Annotated in this window: 19 protein-coding genes and 1 pseudogene; 9 read left to right on the top strand and 11 right to left on the bottom strand. The window is 31.0% G+C overall.

The features are described 5' to 3' along the window. Positions 1 to 6: 6 nt before the first annotated feature. Both tsaA and ACY3JO_RS01385 read left to right on the top strand, forming a co-directional pair. Positions 7 to 390: pseudogene (gene tsaA / locus ACY3JO_RS01390) on the top strand (tRNA (N6-threonylcarbamoyladenosine(37)-N6)-methyltransferase TrmO); the annotation flags it as partial. A gap of 27 nt (positions 391 to 417) precedes the next feature. After that, complete coding sequence (locus ACY3JO_RS01385) at positions 418 to 951, top strand: FmdE family protein (protein WP_463085682.1); 534 nt, start codon at positions 418 to 420, stop codon at positions 949 to 951. A gap of 30 nt (positions 952 to 981) precedes the next feature. On the opposite strand, the gene hepT is transcribed toward ACY3JO_RS01385, so the two are convergent. From hepT to ACY3JO_RS01370, 3 genes are read right to left on the bottom strand one after another with little or no spacing between them, the layout of a single operon-like run. Next, the gene (hepT, locus tag ACY3JO_RS01380; RefSeq protein WP_463085034.1) at positions 982 to 1,404 is read right to left on the bottom strand and encodes a type VII toxin-antitoxin system HepT family RNase toxin; all 423 of its coding nucleotides are present in this window, start codon (positions 1,402 to 1,404) and stop codon (positions 982 to 984) included. Continuing rightward, the gene (mntA, locus tag ACY3JO_RS01375; RefSeq protein WP_463085033.1) at positions 1,394 to 1,822 is read right to left on the bottom strand and encodes a type VII toxin-antitoxin system MntA family adenylyltransferase antitoxin; all 429 of its coding nucleotides are present in this window, start codon (positions 1,820 to 1,822) and stop codon (positions 1,394 to 1,396) included. The genes hepT and mntA overlap by 11 nt, the downstream gene beginning before the upstream one ends. Positions 1,823 to 1,856: 34 nt before the next feature. Then, positions 1,857 to 2,921 (bottom strand): alpha/beta hydrolase family protein, encoded by a 1,065-nt coding sequence (locus ACY3JO_RS01370; protein ID WP_463085032.1) that lies wholly within the window; start codon positions 2,919 to 2,921, stop codon positions 1,857 to 1,859. A 297-nt stretch (positions 2,922 to 3,218) separates the two neighbouring features. Between ACY3JO_RS01370 and ACY3JO_RS01365 the strand changes: the two genes are divergently transcribed. From ACY3JO_RS01365 to ACY3JO_RS01350, 4 genes are all read left to right on the top strand, one after another. After that, positions 3,219 to 4,322: a glycoside hydrolase family 172 protein gene (locus ACY3JO_RS01365; RefSeq protein WP_463085031.1), complete on the top strand. Its 1,104-nt coding sequence runs from the start codon at positions 3,219 to 3,221 to the stop codon at positions 4,320 to 4,322. A 15-nt stretch (positions 4,323 to 4,337) separates the two neighbouring features. Beyond that, positions 4,338 to 5,159, top strand: coding sequence for a hypothetical protein (locus tag ACY3JO_RS01360; RefSeq protein ID WP_463085030.1), 822 nt, complete (start codon positions 4,338 to 4,340; stop codon positions 5,157 to 5,159). Then, entirely contained in the window at positions 5,156 to 5,299 is a 144-nt protein-coding gene (locus tag ACY3JO_RS01355; RefSeq protein ID WP_463085029.1) for a hypothetical protein, read from the top strand. The genes ACY3JO_RS01360 and ACY3JO_RS01355 overlap by 4 nt, the downstream gene beginning before the upstream one ends. A 106-nt stretch (positions 5,300 to 5,405) precedes the next feature. Beyond that, on the top strand, positions 5,406 to 6,125 hold the full coding sequence (locus ACY3JO_RS01350; RefSeq protein WP_463085028.1) for an SIMPL domain-containing protein: 720 nt from the start codon (positions 5,406 to 5,408) through the stop codon (positions 6,123 to 6,125). A 2-nt stretch (positions 6,126 to 6,127) separates the two neighbouring features. Here the strand turns inward: ACY3JO_RS01350 and ACY3JO_RS01345 are convergent, their stop codons facing one another. From ACY3JO_RS01345 to ACY3JO_RS01315, 7 genes are all read right to left on the bottom strand, one after another. Further along, entirely contained in the window at positions 6,128 to 8,794 is a 2,667-nt protein-coding gene (locus ACY3JO_RS01345; protein WP_463085027.1) for a VWA domain-containing protein, read from the bottom strand. Continuing rightward, positions 8,791 to 10,464 (bottom strand): vWA domain-containing protein, encoded by a 1,674-nt coding sequence (locus tag ACY3JO_RS01340; RefSeq protein ID WP_463085026.1) that lies wholly within the window; start codon positions 10,462 to 10,464, stop codon positions 8,791 to 8,793. The genes ACY3JO_RS01345 and ACY3JO_RS01340 overlap by 4 nt, the downstream gene beginning before the upstream one ends. Further along, a complete protein-coding gene (locus tag ACY3JO_RS01335; RefSeq protein ID WP_463085025.1) occupies positions 10,461 to 11,330 on the bottom strand; it encodes a DUF58 domain-containing protein in 870 nt (289 codons plus the stop codon). The genes ACY3JO_RS01340 and ACY3JO_RS01335 overlap by 4 nt, the downstream gene beginning before the upstream one ends. Positions 11,331 to 11,332: 2 nt before the next feature. Further along, positions 11,333 to 12,307 carry an AAA family ATPase gene (locus tag ACY3JO_RS01330; protein ID WP_463085024.1) on the bottom strand — a complete coding sequence of 325 codons (975 nt, stop codon included), beginning with the start codon at positions 12,305 to 12,307 and terminating at the stop codon, positions 11,333 to 11,335. 15 nt (positions 12,308 to 12,322) lie between these two features. Further along, the gene (locus ACY3JO_RS01325; RefSeq protein WP_463085023.1) at positions 12,323 to 13,318 is read right to left on the bottom strand and encodes a hypothetical protein; all 996 of its coding nucleotides are present in this window, start codon (positions 13,316 to 13,318) and stop codon (positions 12,323 to 12,325) included. Positions 13,319 to 13,567: 249 nt separating this feature from the next. Then, positions 13,568 to 14,308 (bottom strand): hypothetical protein, encoded by a 741-nt coding sequence (locus ACY3JO_RS01320; RefSeq protein ID WP_463085022.1) that lies wholly within the window; start codon positions 14,306 to 14,308, stop codon positions 13,568 to 13,570. A gap of 7 nt (positions 14,309 to 14,315) precedes the next feature. Continuing rightward, entirely contained in the window at positions 14,316 to 15,824 is a 1,509-nt protein-coding gene (locus ACY3JO_RS01315) for a hypothetical protein (RefSeq protein ID WP_463085021.1), read from the bottom strand. Positions 15,825 to 15,864: 40 nt separating this feature from the next. Here ACY3JO_RS01315 and ACY3JO_RS01310 point away from each other — a divergent pair, with 40 nt between their 5' ends. The 3 genes from ACY3JO_RS01310 to ACY3JO_RS01300 are packed head-to-tail and all read left to right on the top strand — an operon-like array spanning position 15,865 to position 19,114. Continuing rightward, positions 15,865 to 16,716, top strand: a complete 852-nt coding sequence (locus ACY3JO_RS01310) for a DMT family transporter (RefSeq protein ID WP_463085020.1) — start codon at positions 15,865 to 15,867, stop codon at positions 16,714 to 16,716. Positions 16,717 to 16,719: 3 nt separating this feature from the next. Beyond that, a complete protein-coding gene (locus tag ACY3JO_RS01305; RefSeq protein WP_463085019.1) occupies positions 16,720 to 17,790 on the top strand; it encodes an alanine/ornithine racemase family PLP-dependent enzyme in 1,071 nt (356 codons plus the stop codon). A 16-nt stretch (positions 17,791 to 17,806) separates the two neighbouring features. Then, on the top strand, positions 17,807 to 19,114 hold the full coding sequence (locus ACY3JO_RS01300; protein WP_463085018.1) for a cyclic 2,3-diphosphoglycerate synthase: 1,308 nt from the start codon (positions 17,807 to 17,809) through the stop codon (positions 19,112 to 19,114). On the opposite strand, the gene ACY3JO_RS01295 is transcribed toward ACY3JO_RS01300, so the two are convergent. Beyond that, positions 19,057 to 21,354 (bottom strand): HD domain-containing phosphohydrolase, encoded by a 2,298-nt coding sequence (locus ACY3JO_RS01295; protein ID WP_463085017.1) that lies wholly within the window; start codon positions 21,352 to 21,354, stop codon positions 19,057 to 19,059. The two genes, ACY3JO_RS01300 and ACY3JO_RS01295, sit on opposite strands and share 58 nt — an antisense overlap. Positions 21,355 to 21,384 lie beyond the last annotated feature (30 nt).

Below are 21,384 nucleotides of genomic sequence, written 5' to 3'. Positions count from 1 at the left end.
ATTCTTATGGAATTAAAGCCTATTGGAATAATTCATAGTCCGTATAAAGAAAAGGGACCTTTTCAAGGGAGATGGGCAAATCCTTTAGAAGAATCTGTTATTGAGATATTTCCTGAATATATAAATGCAATTCAGAATCTTCAAGATTTTGAACATATTATAGTTTTATACTGGTGTGATAGGGCAAGAAGGGATGTACTAAAAACAGTAACTCCATGGGGACCTGAAGAAAAAGGAGTTTTTGCTACCAGATCTCCTTCAAGGCCTAATCCTATTGCATTTTGTGTAGTAGATATTGTAAGGATAGAAGATAATAAAATTTGGGTTAAAGGTTTAGATGCCTTGGATAAAAGTCCTCTTTTAGATATTAAACCTTATATATATGATCTTGATGCCATAAAAAGGCCAAGAAGAAAAATCTTTTTTAATGATTTTCTCTGGGATGAATGTGTATCATTTCATGGGCATTCATGTCCTGGACTTGCTATAGGTTATAGAGCAGTAGAATCTGCTATTAAAAAGCTTAATTTGACTTTTTCAGAAGATGAAGAGGTGGTATGTATAACGGAGAATAATGCTTGTGGCGTAGATGCCATTCAATACATAATTGGATGTACCTTTGGTAAAGGAAATCTTATCTTTAAGGATAGAGGAAAACAGGCATTTACCTTTTTTAGAAGGGATACCAATGAGGGAATAAGAATTGTCTTTAAAGGAGGTAAAAAAGGAGAAGACAGAGATGAATGGACGAGGTATATTCTTAAATCTCCCTTAGAGGATCTTTTTGATTTTAAACCTCCAAAGGATACAATGCCCAAAAGGGCAAGGATATACCCATCTGTAAAATGTGATATATGTGGGGAGATAACAAGCGAAAGAAATATAAGGATAAAAGAAGGAAAAATGGTTTGTTTAGATTGTTTTGAGGACTTAAGTAACTTAGATGGATAAAAGTAGAGTGCATTTGCCTTGCTAAAGACATTACTTATTAGAGAGCCAAAAAATTATACTATCTTTGAATTTTATAAAGTCTATTAAATCTTTCCTAAGGATATTAACCATAATCTCAGGAGAGATTTTATCATAGTTATGAACTATGATATTTCCGAATTTGGTCATTTTTTCTAAATTTTTAAAAAGTGTACTATCAATAACATTGTGTTCATAGAGAATTTTAAAGATTTCGCTATAGCTTGAAGGAACTCTCCATTTTTCATCAGAAATTATATGATTAGCTATGTCTATGCAAATTTCTATAAGAATTTGAAGAGTTCTCTCTACAATTCTTTGAGTTTTCCAATCTTTCTCATAATTCTCAATGGATATATCTTTGAATTCTTCTAACTCTTGAAGATGCTCTTCAATTTCTGATAATTTTCTTAAAATCAGCTCTCTATCTACCAATACCAAATCTCCTATAAAGAATTGACTTCTCTTTAATAGAGAAGTCAAAATATTCTCTTAAAGTTAAAGATTCAAAGAAATATCTAAAATTTGGATCTTTATCTACCAATACTTTTTTACTCTGTATAATTCTTGCTTTTAAAGGTAAAGGAGCAGTATTTAATACTACTAAATCAATTTCTTCTGTATTTAATACCTCAGATAAGATAGTTAAAAACTCTAATTTTATATCAAATACAGCTTTCTTATTTTTAAGATATACTGCTATATCCACATCACTTATTGGTGAAATTCTACCCTTTGCTAATCCTCCAAAAAGATAAGCAAAGATTACCTCGGGATTCTCTTCAAGAATCTTTTGAGCTTTTCGAACTAACTCCATTATATTTTCTGGAATAGGTTTATTCCCCAGTCTCATATTATAGTTTAACATGAATTAAAAAGGAAATAAATTAAATACTCTTGCTCAATTCTACTGCTTTATCAAAAAATTTGATAATCTGGTTCATTACATCTTGATCAATTTCATTTAGTAATTTGCGGTCAATACTTTTTTTAAACTTATCTATCACATCCTTAGGTATTTTCTTATAGCCACCATATTTTCTTGCTAATTCCTCAAATTCTTCGTTTTTTTGTTTATAGTATCTTATAGCATTGTCTGACAAATAAACAATATGCCCTTTATTATCGTATAGTTTTAAGGTAACATTTGGTTTATTTAATATTTTGCATGCTTCGTATATACTAACCTTTAATTTCACATTGTCATCATCTTTACTATGCATAATCAAAATAGGTATCGCACTTTTCTTTATTCCATCAATTGCGGTTATGCTTGCAAATTTCCCAAATCTTATTCTGTCAAATAAATTTGTATAGAAGGAAATGATTCTTCCTACTAATCCATAAGAATCTATTAAAAAACTTTTTATCATTTCATGCGGAGAATTGAACCCAGCACATGAAACTATACCTGCAATCCTATGGGGATTTGATAGTAATGTGCAGACAGCATAACCACCCCAGCTAAGCCCAAAAAGCAATATAGGAGTATTTTTAAAATCATCTTTCTCTTCAATAAATTTTAATGCATAATCAAGATCAATAACTGCTTGAGGAATGCCAATTTTAGATTCTCCTTTGCTTTCACCACAGCCAGTATTATCAAATCCCATAACATAATATCCTCTATTTGTAAAATAATTTATTTCGTCTATATAATCAATATGAGACTGATCAAACCCATGAGAAATCACTATTATTCCTTTCTTTGCCTTATCATCTTTCTTCCAGTAGATATATCCCTTTAAAATTTGACCTTTGTTCGACTTAAATTGCACACTTTCATAGGTTAAATTAGGGTAATTTTTTATAACAGTATCAACTTTATCATCCTTTGGTGTGTCCCTCTTAAAGAAATTAGCCATTGAAATTGCTGTTCCTATTCCGAAGACGAGAAAAAGTATAAGAGAAATTAAAAACAATATAATCATAATTTTCATTAATATTTTCATTTTTACCTCCTCTGAAAATATTCCAATTTTATGTAAGAATACTAGTATAATTTTTTATGTAAAGTCAAGAATTTAGATGATTTCAAATAGGTATGGACATAGGTATTAGTATAAAGCATTTAATCTGCTATTACCTAATTATTATTTATCCAAAATCATATTATTTGTATATTTGGGGTGGCGCCAATTATAGGTTAGTCAAAATTACCTAATTCTCCAATCATTTTTTAATCTTCTACCCTGTTTATCTATATGGTAAACTATCTTAATAAATTTAAAGAATTTAGGGGGATGAATATGGAATATGCATATACATCTTTAAGATCTCTGATGTTTCAGAGGGATATTAAGAGAAGGAGAGTATCAAGCTATGATAAAAGTGGGGGAAATAAAGATTTTATACAGATAAAGGCAGGAGAAAGTAAGGTTTTAGCAGATATAGAAGGTCCAGGGGCAATAGTTCATATATGGATGACCCTTAGATCCAATGAGAAGCATTTTTTGAGATTAGGAGTTTTAAGAATGTGGTGGGATAATGAGGAAAATCCAAGTGTTGAAGTCCCTATAGGAGACTTTTTTGGAGGTGGCCATTGTAGGACTGAGAATTTTGTTTCCTTACCAATACAGATGAGTCCAGAAAATGGTAAGGGTTTCAACTTTTGGTTTCCTATGCCCTTTAAAAAGAGAGCTTTAATTTCTATAGAAAATCAGAATTTTTCTCAAGATTTAACTGTATATTTTTATATTGATTATGAATTGTGGCCAGAATTTCCAGAGAATACATTATATTTTCATTCCCAATGGAGAAGAGAGATTGTAAAAGGCAGAAGCGAAGAAGATATAGTAAAGGAGATAATTTCAGGACCAGAATCTACATTTGGTATAAGCTCAGGTTTTATCATGAATGATGTTTTTCAATTTGGGGGTGAAAATAGGAGTGGAGAGAATAATTATGTAATATTAGAGGCGGAGGGGAAAGGCCATTATGTGGGATGCTTTTTATATATACATAATAGAAGAGAAGTAGATTTATTTAATTGGTATGGAGAAGGAGATGATATGATATTTATAGATGGAGAAAAATGGCCACCATCACTGCACGGGACAGGTACTGAAGATTATTTTAATATGGCCTGGTGTCCCACTCAAAAATATTCTGCTCCTTACCATGGATTGATATTACCAGGGGAGAATAATTGGAAAGGTTATATTACCCTTTACAGGTTTCATATAGAGGATCCAGTTTATTTTGAGAAATCCATAAGGGTAACCATAGAAAAGGGACACAACAATAATAGATATGATGATTATTCATCTACCGCCTTTTGGTATCAAACTGAACCTCATTTACCTTTTCCTAAGATTCTTGATCCTATATTAAGGATACCTTTCTCAGATTAATTTTGGGAGTTTAAAATGTCCCTGAAAGGGAATAAGCATAGAAAATCCTTTATTAACAGAATATTTATAACTTTTATGGTTCTTTCTTCCATCTTATTTTTATTCATAAGTATTTATTTTTATATAAATTACGGAGACAAGGAAGAAGAACTTTCTGTTTTATTTATTATTTTGTTTTTAGCATCTTTTATTGGAGGTATAGTTTACACACCGGTTCATCTTGAGTTTTTAAAATATAAAGAATACAATTTATACACTGCTATTTCTAATTATTTATTAATGCTTATAGAGAGCACCATAATCTTTTATGGTTTTTCACTAAGTGAGACAAATCTTGGATGGTATACCCAATGGTTTCTTATTGCTCTTTATATCTTTTTTGGTATACATTTTTTCTCCTATCCTAAGTCTTTTAAAATGTCATTATTGGCTATAATGCCATACATCATCTTTATTTTGCTAAATCTAAAAGGTGGGGATGGAAAGATCAGCTCCATAATTTTTTTAATATCAAAGGAAGGATATATCTTTTCTCTTGCCCTTTTATTTTCTGGTTTTTTAATGTTTTTTATACCTTGGTTAAGGCTAAAAATAATTACTGCTGAAAAGAATGTTCTGGCAATTTTTAAGGTCTATAGTCTTTTATACTCCATTTTTATTTTAATTCCTGGTTTATGGTTTCTTGTTTCAGGATTAAGAAATTACTTTAATAATAGTACCTTTCATTCGAATATTATAAGTATTCTTTATTTTATCTATATATTAGTGGAAAAGATTAAGAGCCTGACTAAGGAGTTTTTGTCTTTTATAACCTTGGAAAAAGATGAAAAAGAGTGAGTGATGAAATTATTATAAAATTTACTTTTTTCGCCAATCTTAGATTTAAAAGATATAATAGTATAAAAGTTGGATATAGTGTGGGAGTAGAGGCTGTACCAGGAAGAGAAATTAGGGTATATGGAAGCTCAAGTACATGATAGGATATTTCCTAGAAGGTGATTTAATGATGAGTATATGATGGGAGAAAATTATGAAGATAAGGACTACTATAATAGATAAAATTTTTTATTAGGGGGAAGCGGGATGAAGAATAATAATATTTTGTGGGCATTAATATTGGGAATAAGTATAATCATAAGTGCTTCTATTTTATCCTGTACCTTTTTTAGGATAAGGTCTTTAGATAATACTTTAACGGTTGCAGGTTCTGCAAGAAAAAGGGTCACATCAGATATAGTGAAATGGGTAGGTGTTTTTACAAGAACTGTACCTGCTAATTCACTTAATAAAGGATATCAACAGATGAGTAGAGATTTAAATTTGGTTTTAGAATTTTTGAAGAAGAATGGCATAGATACAAATACTGTTATCGTATCTCCAGTATACCTTGAACAACCTTGGCTTTATAGTGATAGGCAATATTCAAGGGATTCCATTTTAAGACAAACGGTAGAAGTACAATCTAACGATATTCAAAAGGTGACAGAGCTTGCTAAGAATTTTCAAGAGTTAACTGATAAAGGTGTAGCCTTTTCAACCCAGTCCTTAGAGTATTATTATTCTAAACTTCCAGAGTTAAGAATTAATCTTCTTTCTGAGGCAATGCAGGATTCTAAAAATAGGGCTGGAAAGATTGCAGAAAGTACTGGACAAAAAGTAGGTCCAATTAGATCTGTACATATGGGAGCTGTACAAGTTTTGGCTCCAAACTCTACAGAGATAAGCGATTATGGGACTTACAATACCTCAACAATTGAAAAAGAAGTTATGGTGGCAGTAGTTGCTACCTTTTACCTTAAGTAGTTTTACTTTTTCTCTTTTTTCCTTCTCTCTTCTTCTTTGAGATGGGCTATAAACATACGGGCTCTCATCTCCAAGGATATTGTTTCTAACATGGATGGAGATGGACTCCCTTTGAATTCTTCTAATATCTTCTTTTCTACTTCTTTATACCATTCCTGATCTTCTATTATTTTTACTTTTCCAAGGAAGTTTAAGATTATCTCTTTTATCTCTTTTAATCTTCTAAGGAAAAGTTCTAAAAGGAAAAGTATAAGGGAGATTATAAGTAATATGGGAAGAAGATTTTTTCTTTCTGCATCTTTGTAGGATATTCTACGAAATACTTCTGATGGATTTAAAAGGATCTTTCCAGATGTAAAAGAAAGAATTTTTTGGGCTAAATTATTATTGAATTTTTTTGAAGAAAATTCAGGAGAGTTTCCAAACATCCATGGAACCTTCGTAATAATTTTTTCTTTTTCATAAATAGAAATTTGATATTTTCCTAATCTATCAATAGGGAAGGTGCCCTCATAATTTCCTGCTGATTTTTGTATCATATTTCCTGAGAATTCTCTTCCTTCTATATCAATAACTTTATATTTTAAATCCACAAAGTTTATATAATTTCCCTTTTTATCAGTATAGATTAAGTTTATAATTCCCTTTCCTCTTTCTTCCCTTATGCTTATCTGAACCTCTGAAATCTGATGAGGAATAGATTCTCTTAACATCTGACTAAAAAAGCTTCCTAACTTATCCCATGAAAGCCATCCTCTTCCCCAATAGGGTTTTAAAGCAGATGTAAAAGCCATGACCTGTCCTAAACCGAACTGGCCTTTTGCTAAGATGGGATCTCCTTCAGGAGATGATAATAAGACTGGGTAAGGATATCTTGAGGAGGTTAATACATATCCTTCAATAGGGGGAAACTCTTCCTTTTCCTCCATATTTGCCTGAGGTACAAATCTTTTTTCTACTATATTGGATCTTAATAATGCTTTAGTTTCAGAGAGAAGAAGTTGGGGAAGATTTCTAATATTCCATGTATGATAAAATCTTCCATTTCCCCAGTTGGCTATATCTTTTAATAGTGGAATATTTGCATCTTCTCCTATTCCTATAGTGGAAACCGTGATGTTATTTCTGGCAAGCTCTCTTACCAGATTATAAAAATCTCCTCCTTCGGTCTGGCCATCAGTGATAGCTATAATATGTTTACTCTTTAAGGGTACGTGTTGCAGTGCTTCTCCTGCGGATTTTAACGGAGGATATAAAGCTGTACCTCCCCCTGGGGATATCTTATATATAAGGGAGGATGCCTTTTCTTTATCTGAAAGAGGTCCTAAAGGTACAATCCATTGGTAGGAGTGATCAAAGGCAATAAGGCCAAAATAGTCTTTTTCTTCTAAAAGGTCTATTACAAGTTGGGATGATTCTTTGGCAAGTTCTATTTTTGTTTCTCCTCCTGAGTAGCTCCCCATACTCCCAGAAGCATCAAGTACTATTACAATAGCTACGTTGCTTTTTTTAAGAATCTGTTCTGGCTTCAATGTAACAGGAAGAATGTCTTCCAAAGGAGTTCCATGATAGTTTCCAGCAGAAAAACTTTTGTCTCCTCCAAGTATAAGTAATGTACCTCCTTTTTCTGTTACATATCTTTTTATAAGGTCCATTTTATCCAAAGAAATATCACTGGTTGGCACATTATCTATTATTACTGCTTGATAGTTATCAATCATTAGTATTTTTCCATATTTAGGATAATCAAAATCTATTTCCCAACCTTGATTAATAAGAGCTTGAGGAAAGATAGGGGAAAAGTCCTTACCTACAAGATAAAGAATCTTGGGTTTGCCTTGCACATATACATAGGAAGAGTAAAAATTATTTTCTTTGTAGGTATCATCTGAGGATAAGATTTCAGCTTCTATCTCTTTTAAACCTGTTTTCTGGGAGGTTAATGAGAAGGAAAATATATTATCTTCTTTAAGATCCTTTAGCTCATAAGTATATAGATTTCCTTCAAATCTTATTCTTAATTTGGCGTTTTTTACTCCATAACTTTTAATTCTTATTGTTACAGGAAAAACCTGTCCTAAATGTATCATTTCCGGATTTTGAATCTTTTCTATTCCTATCTCTTTATAGAAAGATGTATTAAGAGGAAAGATATCAATCTGTAATTTTTCCTCTTTTAATTTACTGAGAATATTTTCTATATTTCCTGCATTTTCCTGTAAATCACTCAGTAGTATAATTCTTGCTGGTGTATTTTTGCTTTTTAATCCAAGCACAGTATTTACTGCCTCTTCTATGTTTGTAAAATATGGATTCTTTATCCCAGTAAGTGAGGATATATCTATGTTCTCTGAAAGATCGTGTTCCACATTGGTATCACCAGCAAAGGACACCAAGCCTACTCTATCATAGGATTTTTTGTATTTTATGGATTCTTTTATGAAATTTATTGCCTTTTCTTTTTCCCAAGATGGTATACTGGCAGATTGATCTAAAAGTAAAAATACATTTGTTCTATCAGAAAAAGATATAATCTGAAAACCTGATAGCGCAAAGATGATAAGCAATATTTCTAAGGATCTTAATAGAGATCTTTTTCCGTATCTTTTAATAATTATATATATTATAGGGATAAATATTAAAAAGATGGGATTTTCAAAGGATATCATGAATAGTATTTTCCTCCTTGATAAAAGTAAATCTCCATTATAAGAAGAAGAAAGACTAAGAATATTAAAGGTTTGGAGAGATCTATTTGTATAAAGCCTTTTTCTTCCTTTTTACTTTCTTCCTTTTTTGTTTCCATATTTATTTTATTAGATATATCTGATTCTTTTTGTGAAAATATGTTTACAGCATAAAGGTATCCATTATATTCTTTAAATCCTGGAGAATCCATATAGTTATCGCATCTTTTTTGAGGATCATAAGAAAGATAATATCTTAATAAGTTGTATATGAAGATGGGGAATGAATCACTATATATAAGAGATGAGGATAATAAGTCAAAGGACAATACTATACCTTTTGAATTGCCTTTTTCATAAATATAGGCTACTGGTCCCTTATCAGTAGATATAAGGGGTTTTAAGTTTTCATCTTTAAAAGTATAGGCATTATCAATACCTATTCCATAAAGTTGTAAAAATCTTGTGATAGGATGATCTTCCCAGCTTAGTATCTTAACTTTTCCTATCTTTTCTATATTCTGTTGGTTAATTCCTGGATATCCACCTATAAATAGAAAATTTCCAGATATATCTCTATAAGGGATTAATCCATCAAAGATGTAAAAGTTATAATTTTTTAGGTCTACATTTATAAAATCTCTTTTAACGTCGATTTTTAGATTAGGTATTGATCTTAATGCTTTCTCTAAGAATGGATTTCCGAGGGTGACAAGCAAAACCTTTGGAGAAAAAGTTGGTATATAAAAGAAGGCTTTATTATCTTCTTCAAGGTAATCTCTCACATCTATTTCTCCTACTATTTTTCCTGTAGCCTTGGTAATCTCACTTTTTACTACTTTTATTTCCTTGGGTTCTATTCTTATTTTTTCTTCCTTTAATTTATTATTGTTTTGTATTATCCCTAAATTAAATTCTTGAGGTTTTTGTGAAAAATTCCCAATTTTTAAAAATATCTCATATATATGTTCATTTTTTGGAAATATTCTTCCATCTAATATCCCTATATTAAAGCTTTCTCTTCCAATAATATGTAAAAAATATTGGTTTATAGAATCTTTTGGGATAGAGATAGGATCGCTTCCATCAGTAAAGATATGAATTTCATGAGATATTCCTTTGGATATACTTTCTGCTCTTCTAATACTTTCATCTAAATTTCCTTCTCCAAGAAAAACTTTTTCTTTCTCTAATTCCTTTTCTATTTCCCTTCTATTCTTATTTAAAATAATTTTTGGTTTATCCTTTGCTATGATCATCTTTATGGAGGAGGGATTTCTTTTGATAAGTTTTATAATCTCTGATTTTGCTTCTTGAAAACGGGATGGTAATATATCCCTTGATGCCATACTGGCAGAGGAATCTAAGATGATTATTGTGGGTTTTGATCCTATGCTGGGAAAACTAAGTATAGGTTTTGATAGGGACAATACAAGGAAAAAGAGGATAAGAAGCTGAAAAAGTAAAAGTAGATTTTTAGGAAGTTTCTTAAACCATCTTCCTAAATTTTTTTCTTCAATGATCTTTTCCCAAAGTATTATACTTGGTACTTTTATCTTTAATCTTTTTGGTTTTATTAAGTAAAGGATTATAATGATAGCTTCTAAAAATAATAGGAATAGGAAGGATGGATTAAGAAATTTTATATTCATTTAAGCCATCCTCCCATCCTTAAGTATCTAAGAAGTAGATCTTCTACTGGTATAGCAGTGAATGTTCTCATATATTCCACATTGGTTTTTAAAGAGAAGCTTTCTATATCTTTTAGGAAATTATCTAAGGTCTTTTTGTAATTCTCTATTAGGGTCTTATCCAAATATAGATTGATTATTTCATTGGTCTCACTATCAATTAGCTGGAGGTTTCCTTCATAGGGAGGAGATATCTCTTCCTCTGAGATTACATGAATTAAATATACTGGAAGTTTTTTGTATCTTGCATACAAGATTCCATCTTTATAGGGTGAAAGAAAATCTGATATTATCATTAAAATAGCCTTTCTTTTAAGAGATGAGACATATTTTTTTATAGCTTCATTTAAGTTTGTTTTTCCTTTCGCCTTTAATTTATTAAGTTGATCTAATAATTTAAATATATTCTCTCTTTTCCTCTCTAAGGGAATGATTCCTTTTATATCATCTTGGAAGTAGGTAAAGGTAACTTTTTCCCAAGAAGAGAGGCTTAGATAGCTGAAGGCTAAGGCTAATTTTTTTCCATAAAAGAATTTGGTTGGTATTCCAAAGTCCATAGATAAGGAGCTATCAAGTAGAATATGTACTTCTAAATCTTCCTCTTCTTCAAAGAGTTTTACAAGAAATTTTTCAAAACGAGCGTATATATTCCAATCTAAATATCTAAGTTCATCTCCTATTTGATAGGTTCGATAATCAGAAAATTCTGTTCCTTTTCCTGTTTTGGGACTTTTCCTTTCTCCCACATTGCTAATTATCCTGATCTTTTTAACTGCTAATCTTAATTTCTCTATTTTTTCTAAGAATTCCGTATCTAATATTTCCATAGTTATTCTTTCACCTTCTCTAATATGTCTTCTATTATTTCATCTGTGGTTATTCCTTCAGCTTCTCCTTCAAAACTTAATATTATTCTGTGTCTTAGGGCAGGAATTGCCACCTTTTTAATATTTTTAAAGCTTACATTTGATCTACCTTCTATTAGGGCTAAAGCCTTTCCTCCAAGAATCAGAGCCTGGGCTCCTCTTGGACTTGCTCCGTATTTTACATATTTTTTCACCTTTTCTGTAGCGTATAGGCTTTCCGGATGGGTAGCCAGTACAACCTTTACAGTATATTCTTTCACAGCCATTGGTATAAGTACACTTCTTACAATTTTCTTTAACTCTTCTATGGTTTCCCCATCAGCCACTTTATTAACCTTAGGTGTCTCTACATTTGTAGTTCTTTCAATAATCTCTAAAAGTTCTTCCTGGGATGGAGGAGTAAGAATAAGTTTAAAGAAGAATCTATCAAGTTGGGCTTCGGGTAATGGATAAGTTCCTTCCATCTCAATAGGGTTTTGAGTTGCCATTACAAAGAATGGTTTTGGAAGGCTGTATATTACTCCTCCGGAAGTAACGCTTCCTTCTTGCATTGCTTCTAATAGGGCAGATTGGGTTTTAGGTGTTGCTCTGTTTATTTCATCTGCTAATATGATATTAGCAAATATTGGTCCTTCTTGGAATTTAAAATATTTTCTACCATTTTCATCCTCTAATATGATATTGGTACCAGTAATATCTGCAGGCATAAGATCTGGAGTAAATTGGATACGGGAAAATTTCAAATCTAAAATTTCACTTAAAGTTCTTACAAGTAAGGTCTTTCCAATGCCAGGTACACCCTCTAAAAGTACATGTCCTCCTGAGAGAAGAGATATAATAGTGAAATTAATAATTTCATCATATCCAACGATTACTTTACTTATCTCCTTTTTAATTCTATCTACCACAGCTGTAAAATCTTGTATTGATAAAGTCAATTTGTTAAACCTCCTTTACTGAGAAAAATAAGTTTTTAAAATCTCTTTAAATTCTAAAGGGAGAATTCTTGAGGATACTGCTTTCTCCTTAGCATAAGAAGGATTAAAAGATAGGTTTTTATCTTGAGAAAGTCTTCTTCCTTCTAAGGTTGGTGCTTGAAATAGATAATTTTTGCCCAGTTCTTCAGATTGAGATGGTGGTACATATATCTTCTCTCCTGTAAAGACTTTTCTTTGAGTTTCTTGACCAAGTTTATCTGGCCTTTCTTCTGTACCTGGTAAGTTTCCCGATTTTGCGTTTTTATCTACTTCTTTCCCCCTCTCTGTAGGTGCTTGTAATGTTCTTTCTTGAGCTGATGAAGTTTCACTACCCTTTATTTCTTCATTAAGAGCTTTTTCTTCTTGAGGAATATTTTTTTCCTTGGGTTCATAAGGATTAGCATAAGCAAAGGATCTTCCCGCCCCTATAGAAGGAAGATTACTTATATTCTGCTCTTTTCCTTCCTCCCCATTTTCCTGACTATTATTTTTACTTGATGCTTCCTTCCTTTCTTCTTTTTGGTTTTCAGCCTTTTTATTTTCTTTTTTGAGGGTATTTTTATCCAAGTTATATTGGGATAGAAATTCTTCTAAGGATTTTGGTTTTTCCATTTCTTTTAACTTCTCTCTGTCAAACTCTTCTTGAGATATCTTTTCTTTTGGAATATTCTTATTGGAAATTTCTTCGTTAAGAGCTAACTTTTCTTCAGGTATTCTACTGACTTTACTTTCCTGATTTTCTTTGTTTTCCAATATATGAGGAATACTTTTTGGTATATCCTTAGAGGTTATAAGATTTAGCATTAAAAGAAATACAAAGGTAAGAGATAGAATTTTTAAAAGAGGAGAGGGTTTAAATTTGTAAGCCTTTGATAAGTCTATTTTAGAAAGCTTTTCTTCCAATCTTTTTCTTAATCTTTTCATAAGTCCGTATGGGTCATCATAATCTTTGTATTCCCAAAAAGTTATCAATTCTTCATCTAAGGAGAAATGTTTATCTGTTTGTAGGATTATCTGGTAATAATTAGGTTTCTTCTTTTTTATAAAATATAAGTAGATTATAGGGAGTGGAAGAAAAAGTATAAAAAAGTTTGTTTTCACAGAAAGAAAGTTAAAAATAAGAATAGTGTTTAAAAAAATCAATATAGAAACAAAAAGGATATCGAGAAGGTAGTAGGAATTTACTTTATTAATAAGTTTTTCTATGTTATCAAAAAAATCTCATCTTTTATCAACTCCTTGATAATATTTTAACCTTTTTTCAGCGATAAGTATAGAGATTAAAAAAATAATTAAGTAAAAAATTATAACAATAGGAAGGTCTCTTGAAGGATGAAAATTTACCTTTAAATATAGTATATTTTCCGCCTTTACAAGCCATAGGATATTATTTAAAGGAAATAAAAAGAAGGTTGATGGGAAAAGAAAGGGAAAAATTATAAATAGGATATAGGTGGTCCAGTGGAGAAGCCAGTTTATAGATGAGTTGGAAAAGGTTGACCAGAGAATTCCTAATCCCATAATAGGAAGGGAGTCTACAAGAAGAAGAAAGTTAAGAACAATTATTTTTGAAAATTCTACAGAGAAACTTATCATTAAATTAAATGGAAGAAGGATAAGAAGAATAAAAATAAGATAAAGTAAGTTAGATAAAAATCTTCCCCTTACTATTTCTCTTATTTTGAATGGTGAAAAGCGAGCAAGGTTTATAATCTTGAATTCTTTTTCTGCAATAAGATTTCCTGAGAAGGTAAGGGATGAAAGGTAGGTTATGAATATAAAATGAGTAATGGAAAATATGAGAAAAAGATCTGTTATAAAGTACTTATTTATATCAAAGGATTTAGAGGGCCAAATCATAATAGTAATTAGGGTTATGATAGAGAAATAAATATATATAATCCTTAGGTATTTCTTATCAGAGATTTTTGCTTTGAAATCAATAAACCACCATATTCTCATATTTTTCTCATCCTTCTATAGGGATTATAATAATCCCATCTATACTTTTTTGGGTTTTGATATTTAAAATCTTTACCTGGTTCAGAGGCTCATCTATTCTTCCCCAAATTATTATTTCATCTCCAAGGGGAGGCATTATCCTATATTTTTTTAGGAGTTCATTTAAAAGAGAAGGCTCTTTTAATCCACTTTTCCAGATAATGAACTCTTTATATGTATTTTTGGGAATATTTCCCACATAATTTTCTTTATCTCCATGCTTAAATACACAATCTTTTATATTTATAGGAGAATTGTTGGAGATCTCCAATATATATCTATCATTTAACTCCTTAATTTTAATATCTATGGGTATAAAATGATAAGATATGCCTTCTAAAAAGTATATTCTATTTCTTTCCAAGGATAAATTAGCTTTTTGATTATTGATATCTACCAATAGAGTAGTTTTGTTTTTTTGAGGCTGATAGTAGGCATTATAGAGAAGAAATATATTGGGGGGATATTCTATAGTGATATCTCTTTTGAAGGGAGAAAAAAGAGGTATATGGATAAGGTTTTCTGCAACATAAGTATTTTTATCAAGAAAAATTAGATATTTTTCTCCATAGGCTATGGCATCCTTTGTAAAGGATTGGTTTATCCCAAAACCTATTAATGATGAAAAGATTATTATGAATAAGAAAGAGATAAAAGAGTGTCTTTTCTGAAAAAGAAATCTTATCCAAAGAAAGATAAGAAAGAAGTACATGGATAGATAAATAAGAATCAGCCATCTATCAGGGTATAGAAATTTTTGTCCTTGTAAGGTGGAAGGATCTGGAGTATAAAGAATGGTATTATGGGAGATACTTATTGAGGAAGGAGTAATTTCCGTAAGTTTTTTGAAACCTTTTATTTCATCCATAAAGTAAATCCTTTTTGTAAAGATCTTTGCCATTAGTAAGGAATTTTTTATGGGGTTTGAAAAGGAGTTAAATAAATTCCTATCTATAATTATTAAATCGTAGTTATCATAAGCTTTATAATTGATAGGTAAAAGCTTCTCATCATATACTCTTACTGTTCTTGCTTTTTCAAAGAAATCTATCTTTGGTATTTCTCTTCCTATTATTAATACAAGGGGTAAGGTTATTCTTTCTAATGAAAAATCTATTTTCTCTTCTTTGATAATCTTATTATCTTTTAAAACTCTGACTCTTACAGGATAGCGGAAGTCTATTGGGGGAAGGAGAAATTCAAACCTTTTTTGAGAAAGAGGTGGTACTTCTACTTCTTTCTTGTATGTGGATTCACAGTATCCAGCATAGCGAAGTCCTTGAATATATACTATCTCTAAAGTCAGTTTTACCTTATTTCCTTCGTTATAGATCTCAACAAATAGGGGGAGGAATCTATAAATTCTCAATTCAGAATTTATACCCAAGGAAAAATCTATATTGATATCTTGGGCATATAAGATATTAAATATAAATATAGTTAATACGATTAGTTTTATTAAATCCTTTTCTCTCATTCTACTTTAAATTATACAATCTTATAGTAAAATATTCATTATGATGGCCTATATATTTTTGCTTGGAAGAATTATTCTTTTAGGTTATGAAAAAATTGTAGTTAAAAAGGTGGGAACAGATAATAATAGTATAGTTACATCTTTTTTATTTTTTGGTATTGCGGTTTTATTTTTGCTTCCCTTCGCCATTATCAATCCTTCTTTTGATTTATCTACTTTTAAATATGGCATCCTTAGTGGATTCATATATTCCATCTCCTTTGTGTTATACGTTGAATCACTTTCCATTGGTGAAGCTTCTCTTGTTGGTCCATTATATAATTTCAATGTTTTCTTTCTTCTTATTCTTACCAGTATATTTTTAAGGGAGCCTTTTACCATATCAAAGATTGTAGGACTTTCTTTATTAGTATATGGAGCTTCCTTTTTAAATCGCCAAGAAAATCTATATAAATCTCTCTATGGGCTTTTTAAAAGAAAGGATACCCTTTTTATGATGGGAAGTTCTTTTCTTATTGCCATAGGAAGGACCATTGATGGATTTGTAGTTGGTAAAATAGATCCTCTTTTTTATTGCTTCTTCTTGTATTTTGTTATTAGTATATATCAGTTTTTTTATATACTTCTTAGAAAAGAAGTAAAAGAAGTATTTAAGCTCTTAAAAGAAAAGACTTTATTGGTAACTATAGCTGCAGGTATTAATGCTTATTCTTATATGTTTCTTCTTATTGCTTTCAGAAGTATAGATGTAAGTATTGCTGAACCCATTTCTATGTTGAGTATGTTGGTCACTTTGTTTCTTGCAAAAAATGTCTTTAAAGAAGATATAAGAAAGAGAATAATAGGGGTTATAATAATGATTTTGGGGGCATGGATTTTGAATTGGAGGTAGGTTATGAATATATGTTCACCTCTTTTAGAGGTTAATTTGAAGGCTATTTATCATAATGCCAAATTAATTGTAGAAAAAGGAAGGGAAATTGGAATATATATAGATGGAGTTACAAAGGTCTCCTTAGGGGATCCTAAAATAGCAGATATTCTTGTAAAGGCTGGGGTAAGAGGACTTTCTGATTCTCGGATTGAGAGCATAAAAAGAATGAGGGAAGAGGTAGATATAGAGTATACTCTTATTAGGCTTCCTTGCTTTTCTCAAGTGGAAGAAGAGGTAAAGTATGCAGATGTTTCTTTAAATTCAGAGATTATGACTTTAAGGGCTTTAGAGGAAGCTTCAGAAAGATTAGGAAAAAGGCATAAGGTAATAATTATGGTAGAGATGGGGGATATTAGAGAAGGAATATGGAAAAAAGATGAACTGATAATGGTGGTAAAGGAAGTTCTTAGGATGAAGAATCTAGAACTCTATGGCTTTGGTACCAATTTTACATGTTTTGGTGGGGTAGTACCTACTGTAGAGACTTATTGGGAATTTATAGATTTAGTAGAAAAAATTGAAAAAACTTTTTCTATAAATTTGCCTCTTATATCTGCTGGAAATTCCAGTAGTATTCCTCTTCTTTTTGAAGAGAAAATTCCTAAAAAAATAAATCATCTGAGAATTGGCGAAGGAATTATGCTGGGGAAGGACACTGCTTTTAGAAATCCTATTCCAGGGGCTCGTCTTGATACCTTTAGGTTTATAGGGGAGATTTTGGAGATAAAGGAAAAGCCATCGATACCTTGGGGAATTATAAATGAGGATGCCTTTGGCCATAAGCCTTCCTTTGTGGATAAAGGGATAAGGAGAAGAGCTCTTTTGAATTTTGGAAGACAAGATATTGATCCTCAGGGAATTATTCCTGAAATTCCAGGTATTGAAGTTCTAGGAGCTACATCAGATTATACAGTAGTAGATATAGGAGATTACGATTTTAAGGTGGGCGATAATTTAAGCTTTTCTTTAAATTATTCTGCTCTTCTTCAAGCCTTTACATCTCCTTTTGTGAAGAAGATGTATAAAGATTAAATTTGGGGGTGTTTTTATGAGAAGAAGAGTTATTATTATGGGGGCAGGTGGGAGAGACTTTCATAATTTTAACGTCTGTTTTAAGGATAATCCAGATTATGAGGTAGTAGCTTTTACTGCTACCCAGATTCCTGGTATAGAAGGAAGAATATATCCACCTGAGCTTGCTGGAGAACTTTATCCTAATGGTATTCCTATTGTTAGTGAGAATAGATTGGAAGAAATCATTAAGGAATATAATGTGGATGAAGTAGTTTTTTCATATAGTGATGTATCTCATGAGTATGTAATGCAGAGAGCAAGTCTTGTATTATCTCTTTCTGCAGATTTTAAAATTCTTGGAACAGAGACCATGTTAAAAAGTAAAAAGCCAGTTATAGCCATATGTGCTGTAAGAACAGGTTCAGGAAAGAGTCAGACATCAAGATATGTTGTTAAGATTTTAAGAGAAAGGGGATTTAAAGTGGTAGTGGTAAGACATCCTATGCCTTATGGTGATCTTTTAAAACAGAAAACACAAAGATTTGAAAAATTAGAGGATTTGGATAAATATGAATGTACTATAGAGGAGAGGGAGGAATACGAGCCCCATATTAAAGAGGGGGCTATTTTATATGCAGGAGTAGATTATAAAGAGATATTAAAGGAAATAGAAAAGGAAGCAGATATAATAGTTTGGGATGGAGGGAATAATGACTTTCCCTTTTATAAGCCTGATCTTTTTATCACTGTAGTTGATCCCTTTAGAGTGGGACATGAATTATCTTACTTTCCGGGGGAGATTAATGTATATCTTGCAGATGTTATAGTGATAAATAAGGTAGATACTGCTCCTTCTGAGAATATTAATAAGGTAATTGAGAATGTGAGAAAGAGAAATAAGACGGCAAAGATTGTTTTGGCAAAATCCCCCATAATATCTGAGAGGGAAGAAGATATTAAAAGAAAGAGAGTATTGGTGATAGAAGATGGACCTACTGTAACCCATGGAGAGATGCCCTTTGGAGCAGGGTATATCTATGCAAAAGAAAAGGGAGCCATATTAATAGATCCAAGACCTTATGCTATAGGTAGTATAAAAGAAGCTTATGATAAATATAAGCATATAGATAAGGTACTTCCAGCTTTAGGTTACAGTAAGGAACAGTTAAAGGAGCTAGAGGAAACTATTAATAAGGTAGATTGTGATTATGTGATTATAGGAACTCCTGTAGATCTTAGAAATGTGATAAATATAAAGCATAAAACTATAAGGATTTATTATCATTACGAGGAGGCAGGAGTACCAACATTAAAAGAATTGATAATAAATTCTATAAAGTGATCTGCAAGCTCTGGATCAAATTGGGTACCTTTGCACCTTTTTATCTCTTGAATAGCTTCATCAATGGTTAATTTTCTTTTATATGGTCTAAAGGCAGTCATAGCTTGAAAGCTATCTGCCAATGTGATGATTTTTGTTAAAAATGGGATATCATTACTTGACAGACCATCAGGATAGCCCTTTCCATCCCATCTTTCATGATGATGTCTGATTATTTTACCTATGTCTCTAAAGACAGATATATGTTGTAATAGTTCTTCACCCCATACAGGATGCATTTTCATTATCATATATTCCTCATCAGAAAGTTTTCCAGGTTTTTTCAGAATAAAATCTGGCACTTTTATCTTTCCGATATCATGAAGATAGGCAGAATACCCTAATCTTCTCAGATCTTCCTCATTAAGAAGTAAACTTTTACCAAAATTTACTGCTATGTCTCCTACTTCTTTTGAATGTCCACCTGTATAAGGATCTCTTGCATCTATCATCTCTACAATGGTGATCAATGTTTCATGATGAAGTTTAAAGATCTTTTTTTCTATCTCTTCATTATAAATATAGGCAGAGATTAGTGGTGCAAACTTTTCTGTGGTTAAAAGATCATCTTGATTGAAAATTCTATTTTCTCTTAGGCTACTTATATTTATTACCCCAACTGGTTCATCCTTGTGGATTAATGGATAGCATATAGAGGATTTGATTTCAAAACGTGGTTCTATAATTTTAAATCTTTTATCTTTGTATACATCTTCTAATATTAAAGGTTCTCTATGCTCTAAAACCCATCCCGCTATTCCCTCTCCTTCTTTTAAAACAGTATTCTTTATTACCTCATGAGGTATATTTATCCCAACTTTAATTTTCAATATTTTATTTTCTTTATCATAAATCATTATTGATCCTGCATCAGCTTTAAGAATATATAAGATTCTTTTTAAAAGGTTTTCTAAAAGGATATTTTCCTCTTCTTTTTTAGAAAGTAGATTTATAATTTCGTTTATCTCTTTTTCCCTATCTATCTTCTCTTTTATATATAACCTTGTTAATGTATTTTGAAATTCTTCTGACAAAAGATTGAAGTAAGTAATAGGATAAGAGATATTTTCTTCAATTATTAATACAGAATAAATATTATTCTCTACTGTAAAATATCTTCTATAGCCTTCCATATTTTCTATGTCTTCAATTGTTAATGAATATCCTTTTTCTTGAGGATAGGAGTAGGTAAGAAAGAATTCTCTGTTTTTCCTTATGCAATATTTGATTCGTGAATTTGGAAAAAGCTCTTTTAATTTTTCAAAGTATATCTTTTCTATATCTTCTAATCCCTTTTGGGAGATTTCTTTTATAAAAGTGTATGCTAAGTTTATCTCTCGAGTTCTCTTTTCTACTTCCCTCTTCAGATATTCTCTGCTTCCTAAAAGGCCGATTAATATAAGAATAATTATGGTAATCGTAAAAACTAAGGCTTGAGATACTGCCTCTTTCTTCTTATATTCTAACCTTAGTAATACCTCTTCTCCAAACCATTTAGTTAAAAGGGTTCTGTAATAGGTACTATTTAGTATTTCTGATATACCTTTTTTAATCTCAGAATAATAAGGGCTTCCTTTAGGAAGGGCAATACCTGAAAAACTTGAAAAGAGTTTATCTTGGAGTATTTTAAGTTGATCGTTCCAGTTATTTTTGTTTATTAAATATCTTGCCACATAGTAATTAAGCACTCCAGCCTCTGCTTTTCTTTCTATTAAAGCTTGAAGGACAAGTTCAGAATTTTGGAAAGGAATGGTCTCTGTTATATCCTTTAAAAATATATGAGCTACATCTTCCTTTAAAACTGCGACTTTTTTATTTTTAAGATCACTAAAGCTTTGTATGAGTGAATCAGAGGGTATTATTATTACACTAAAGCTTTCTAAATATGTGATAAAATCATATTTTCTTTTTCTTTCAGCGGTTACCCTCATGAACTCTATGCCATCAATCTCTTTTTTATCCAGAAGTTCTAATACTTCATTCCATGGTACAAGTACTATATTGATCTTTTTATTAATCCTTTTTTCCAACTCTTTTATAATATCTACTGCAAATCCTTGAGGAATTCCCTGGGAGTCCGTATATTCAATAGGAGGAAAGTTATAATCTCCTGCAAAGGTAAGAATATTTGTGTTTTCACCTTTTGCAGGAAAAAAGATAAATAGAAGTATAATAATGTTTATAATTAGAATTTTTCTCATTTAAGAGGCCAAAAAAAGGACCCCCTCCGC

Source organism: Dictyoglomus sp. LHC4 (assembly GCF_055181355.1).
The sequence above is the reverse complement of the archived record's forward strand: the minus strand, read 5'-3'. Positions and strand labels throughout refer to the sequence as shown.

Excerpts from the sequence above, each read along its gene's own strand:
- mntA (WP_463085033.1), bottom strand. The coding sequence starts at position 1,822 with ATGAGACTGGGGAATAAACCTATTCCAGAAAATATAATGGAGTTAGTT.
- ACY3JO_RS01370 (WP_463085032.1), bottom strand. The coding sequence starts at position 2,921 with ATGAAAATATTAATGAAAATTATGATTATATTGTTTTTAATTTCTCTT.
- ACY3JO_RS01365 (WP_463085031.1), top strand. The coding sequence starts at position 3,219 with ATGGAATATGCATATACATCTTTAAGATCTCTGATGTTTCAGAGGGAT.
- ACY3JO_RS01360 (WP_463085030.1), top strand. The coding sequence starts at position 4,338 with ATGTCCCTGAAAGGGAATAAGCATAGAAAATCCTTTATTAACAGAATA.
- ACY3JO_RS01350 (WP_463085028.1), top strand. The coding sequence starts at position 5,406 with ATGAAGAATAATAATATTTTGTGGGCATTAATATTGGGAATAAGTATA.
- ACY3JO_RS01345 (WP_463085027.1), bottom strand. The coding sequence starts at position 8,794 with ATGATATCCTTTGAAAATCCCATCTTTTTAATATTTATCCCTATAATA.
- ACY3JO_RS01340 (WP_463085026.1), bottom strand. The coding sequence starts at position 10,464 with ATGAATATAAAATTTCTTAATCCATCCTTCCTATTCCTATTATTTTTA.
- ACY3JO_RS01335 (WP_463085025.1), bottom strand. The coding sequence starts at position 11,330 with ATGGAAATATTAGATACGGAATTCTTAGAAAAAATAGAGAAATTAAGA.
- ACY3JO_RS01320 (WP_463085022.1), bottom strand. The coding sequence starts at position 14,308 with ATGAGAATATGGTGGTTTATTGATTTCAAAGCAAAAATCTCTGATAAG.
- ACY3JO_RS01315 (WP_463085021.1), bottom strand. The coding sequence starts at position 15,824 with ATGAGAGAAAAGGATTTAATAAAACTAATCGTATTAACTATATTTATA.
- ACY3JO_RS01310 (WP_463085020.1), top strand. The coding sequence starts at position 15,865 with ATGATGGCCTATATATTTTTGCTTGGAAGAATTATTCTTTTAGGTTAT.
- ACY3JO_RS01305 (WP_463085019.1), top strand. The coding sequence starts at position 16,720 with ATGAATATATGTTCACCTCTTTTAGAGGTTAATTTGAAGGCTATTTAT.
- ACY3JO_RS01300 (WP_463085018.1), top strand. The coding sequence starts at position 17,807 with ATGAGAAGAAGAGTTATTATTATGGGGGCAGGTGGGAGAGACTTTCAT.
- ACY3JO_RS01295 (WP_463085017.1), bottom strand. The coding sequence starts at position 21,354 with ATGAGAAAAATTCTAATTATAAACATTATTATACTTCTATTTATCTTT.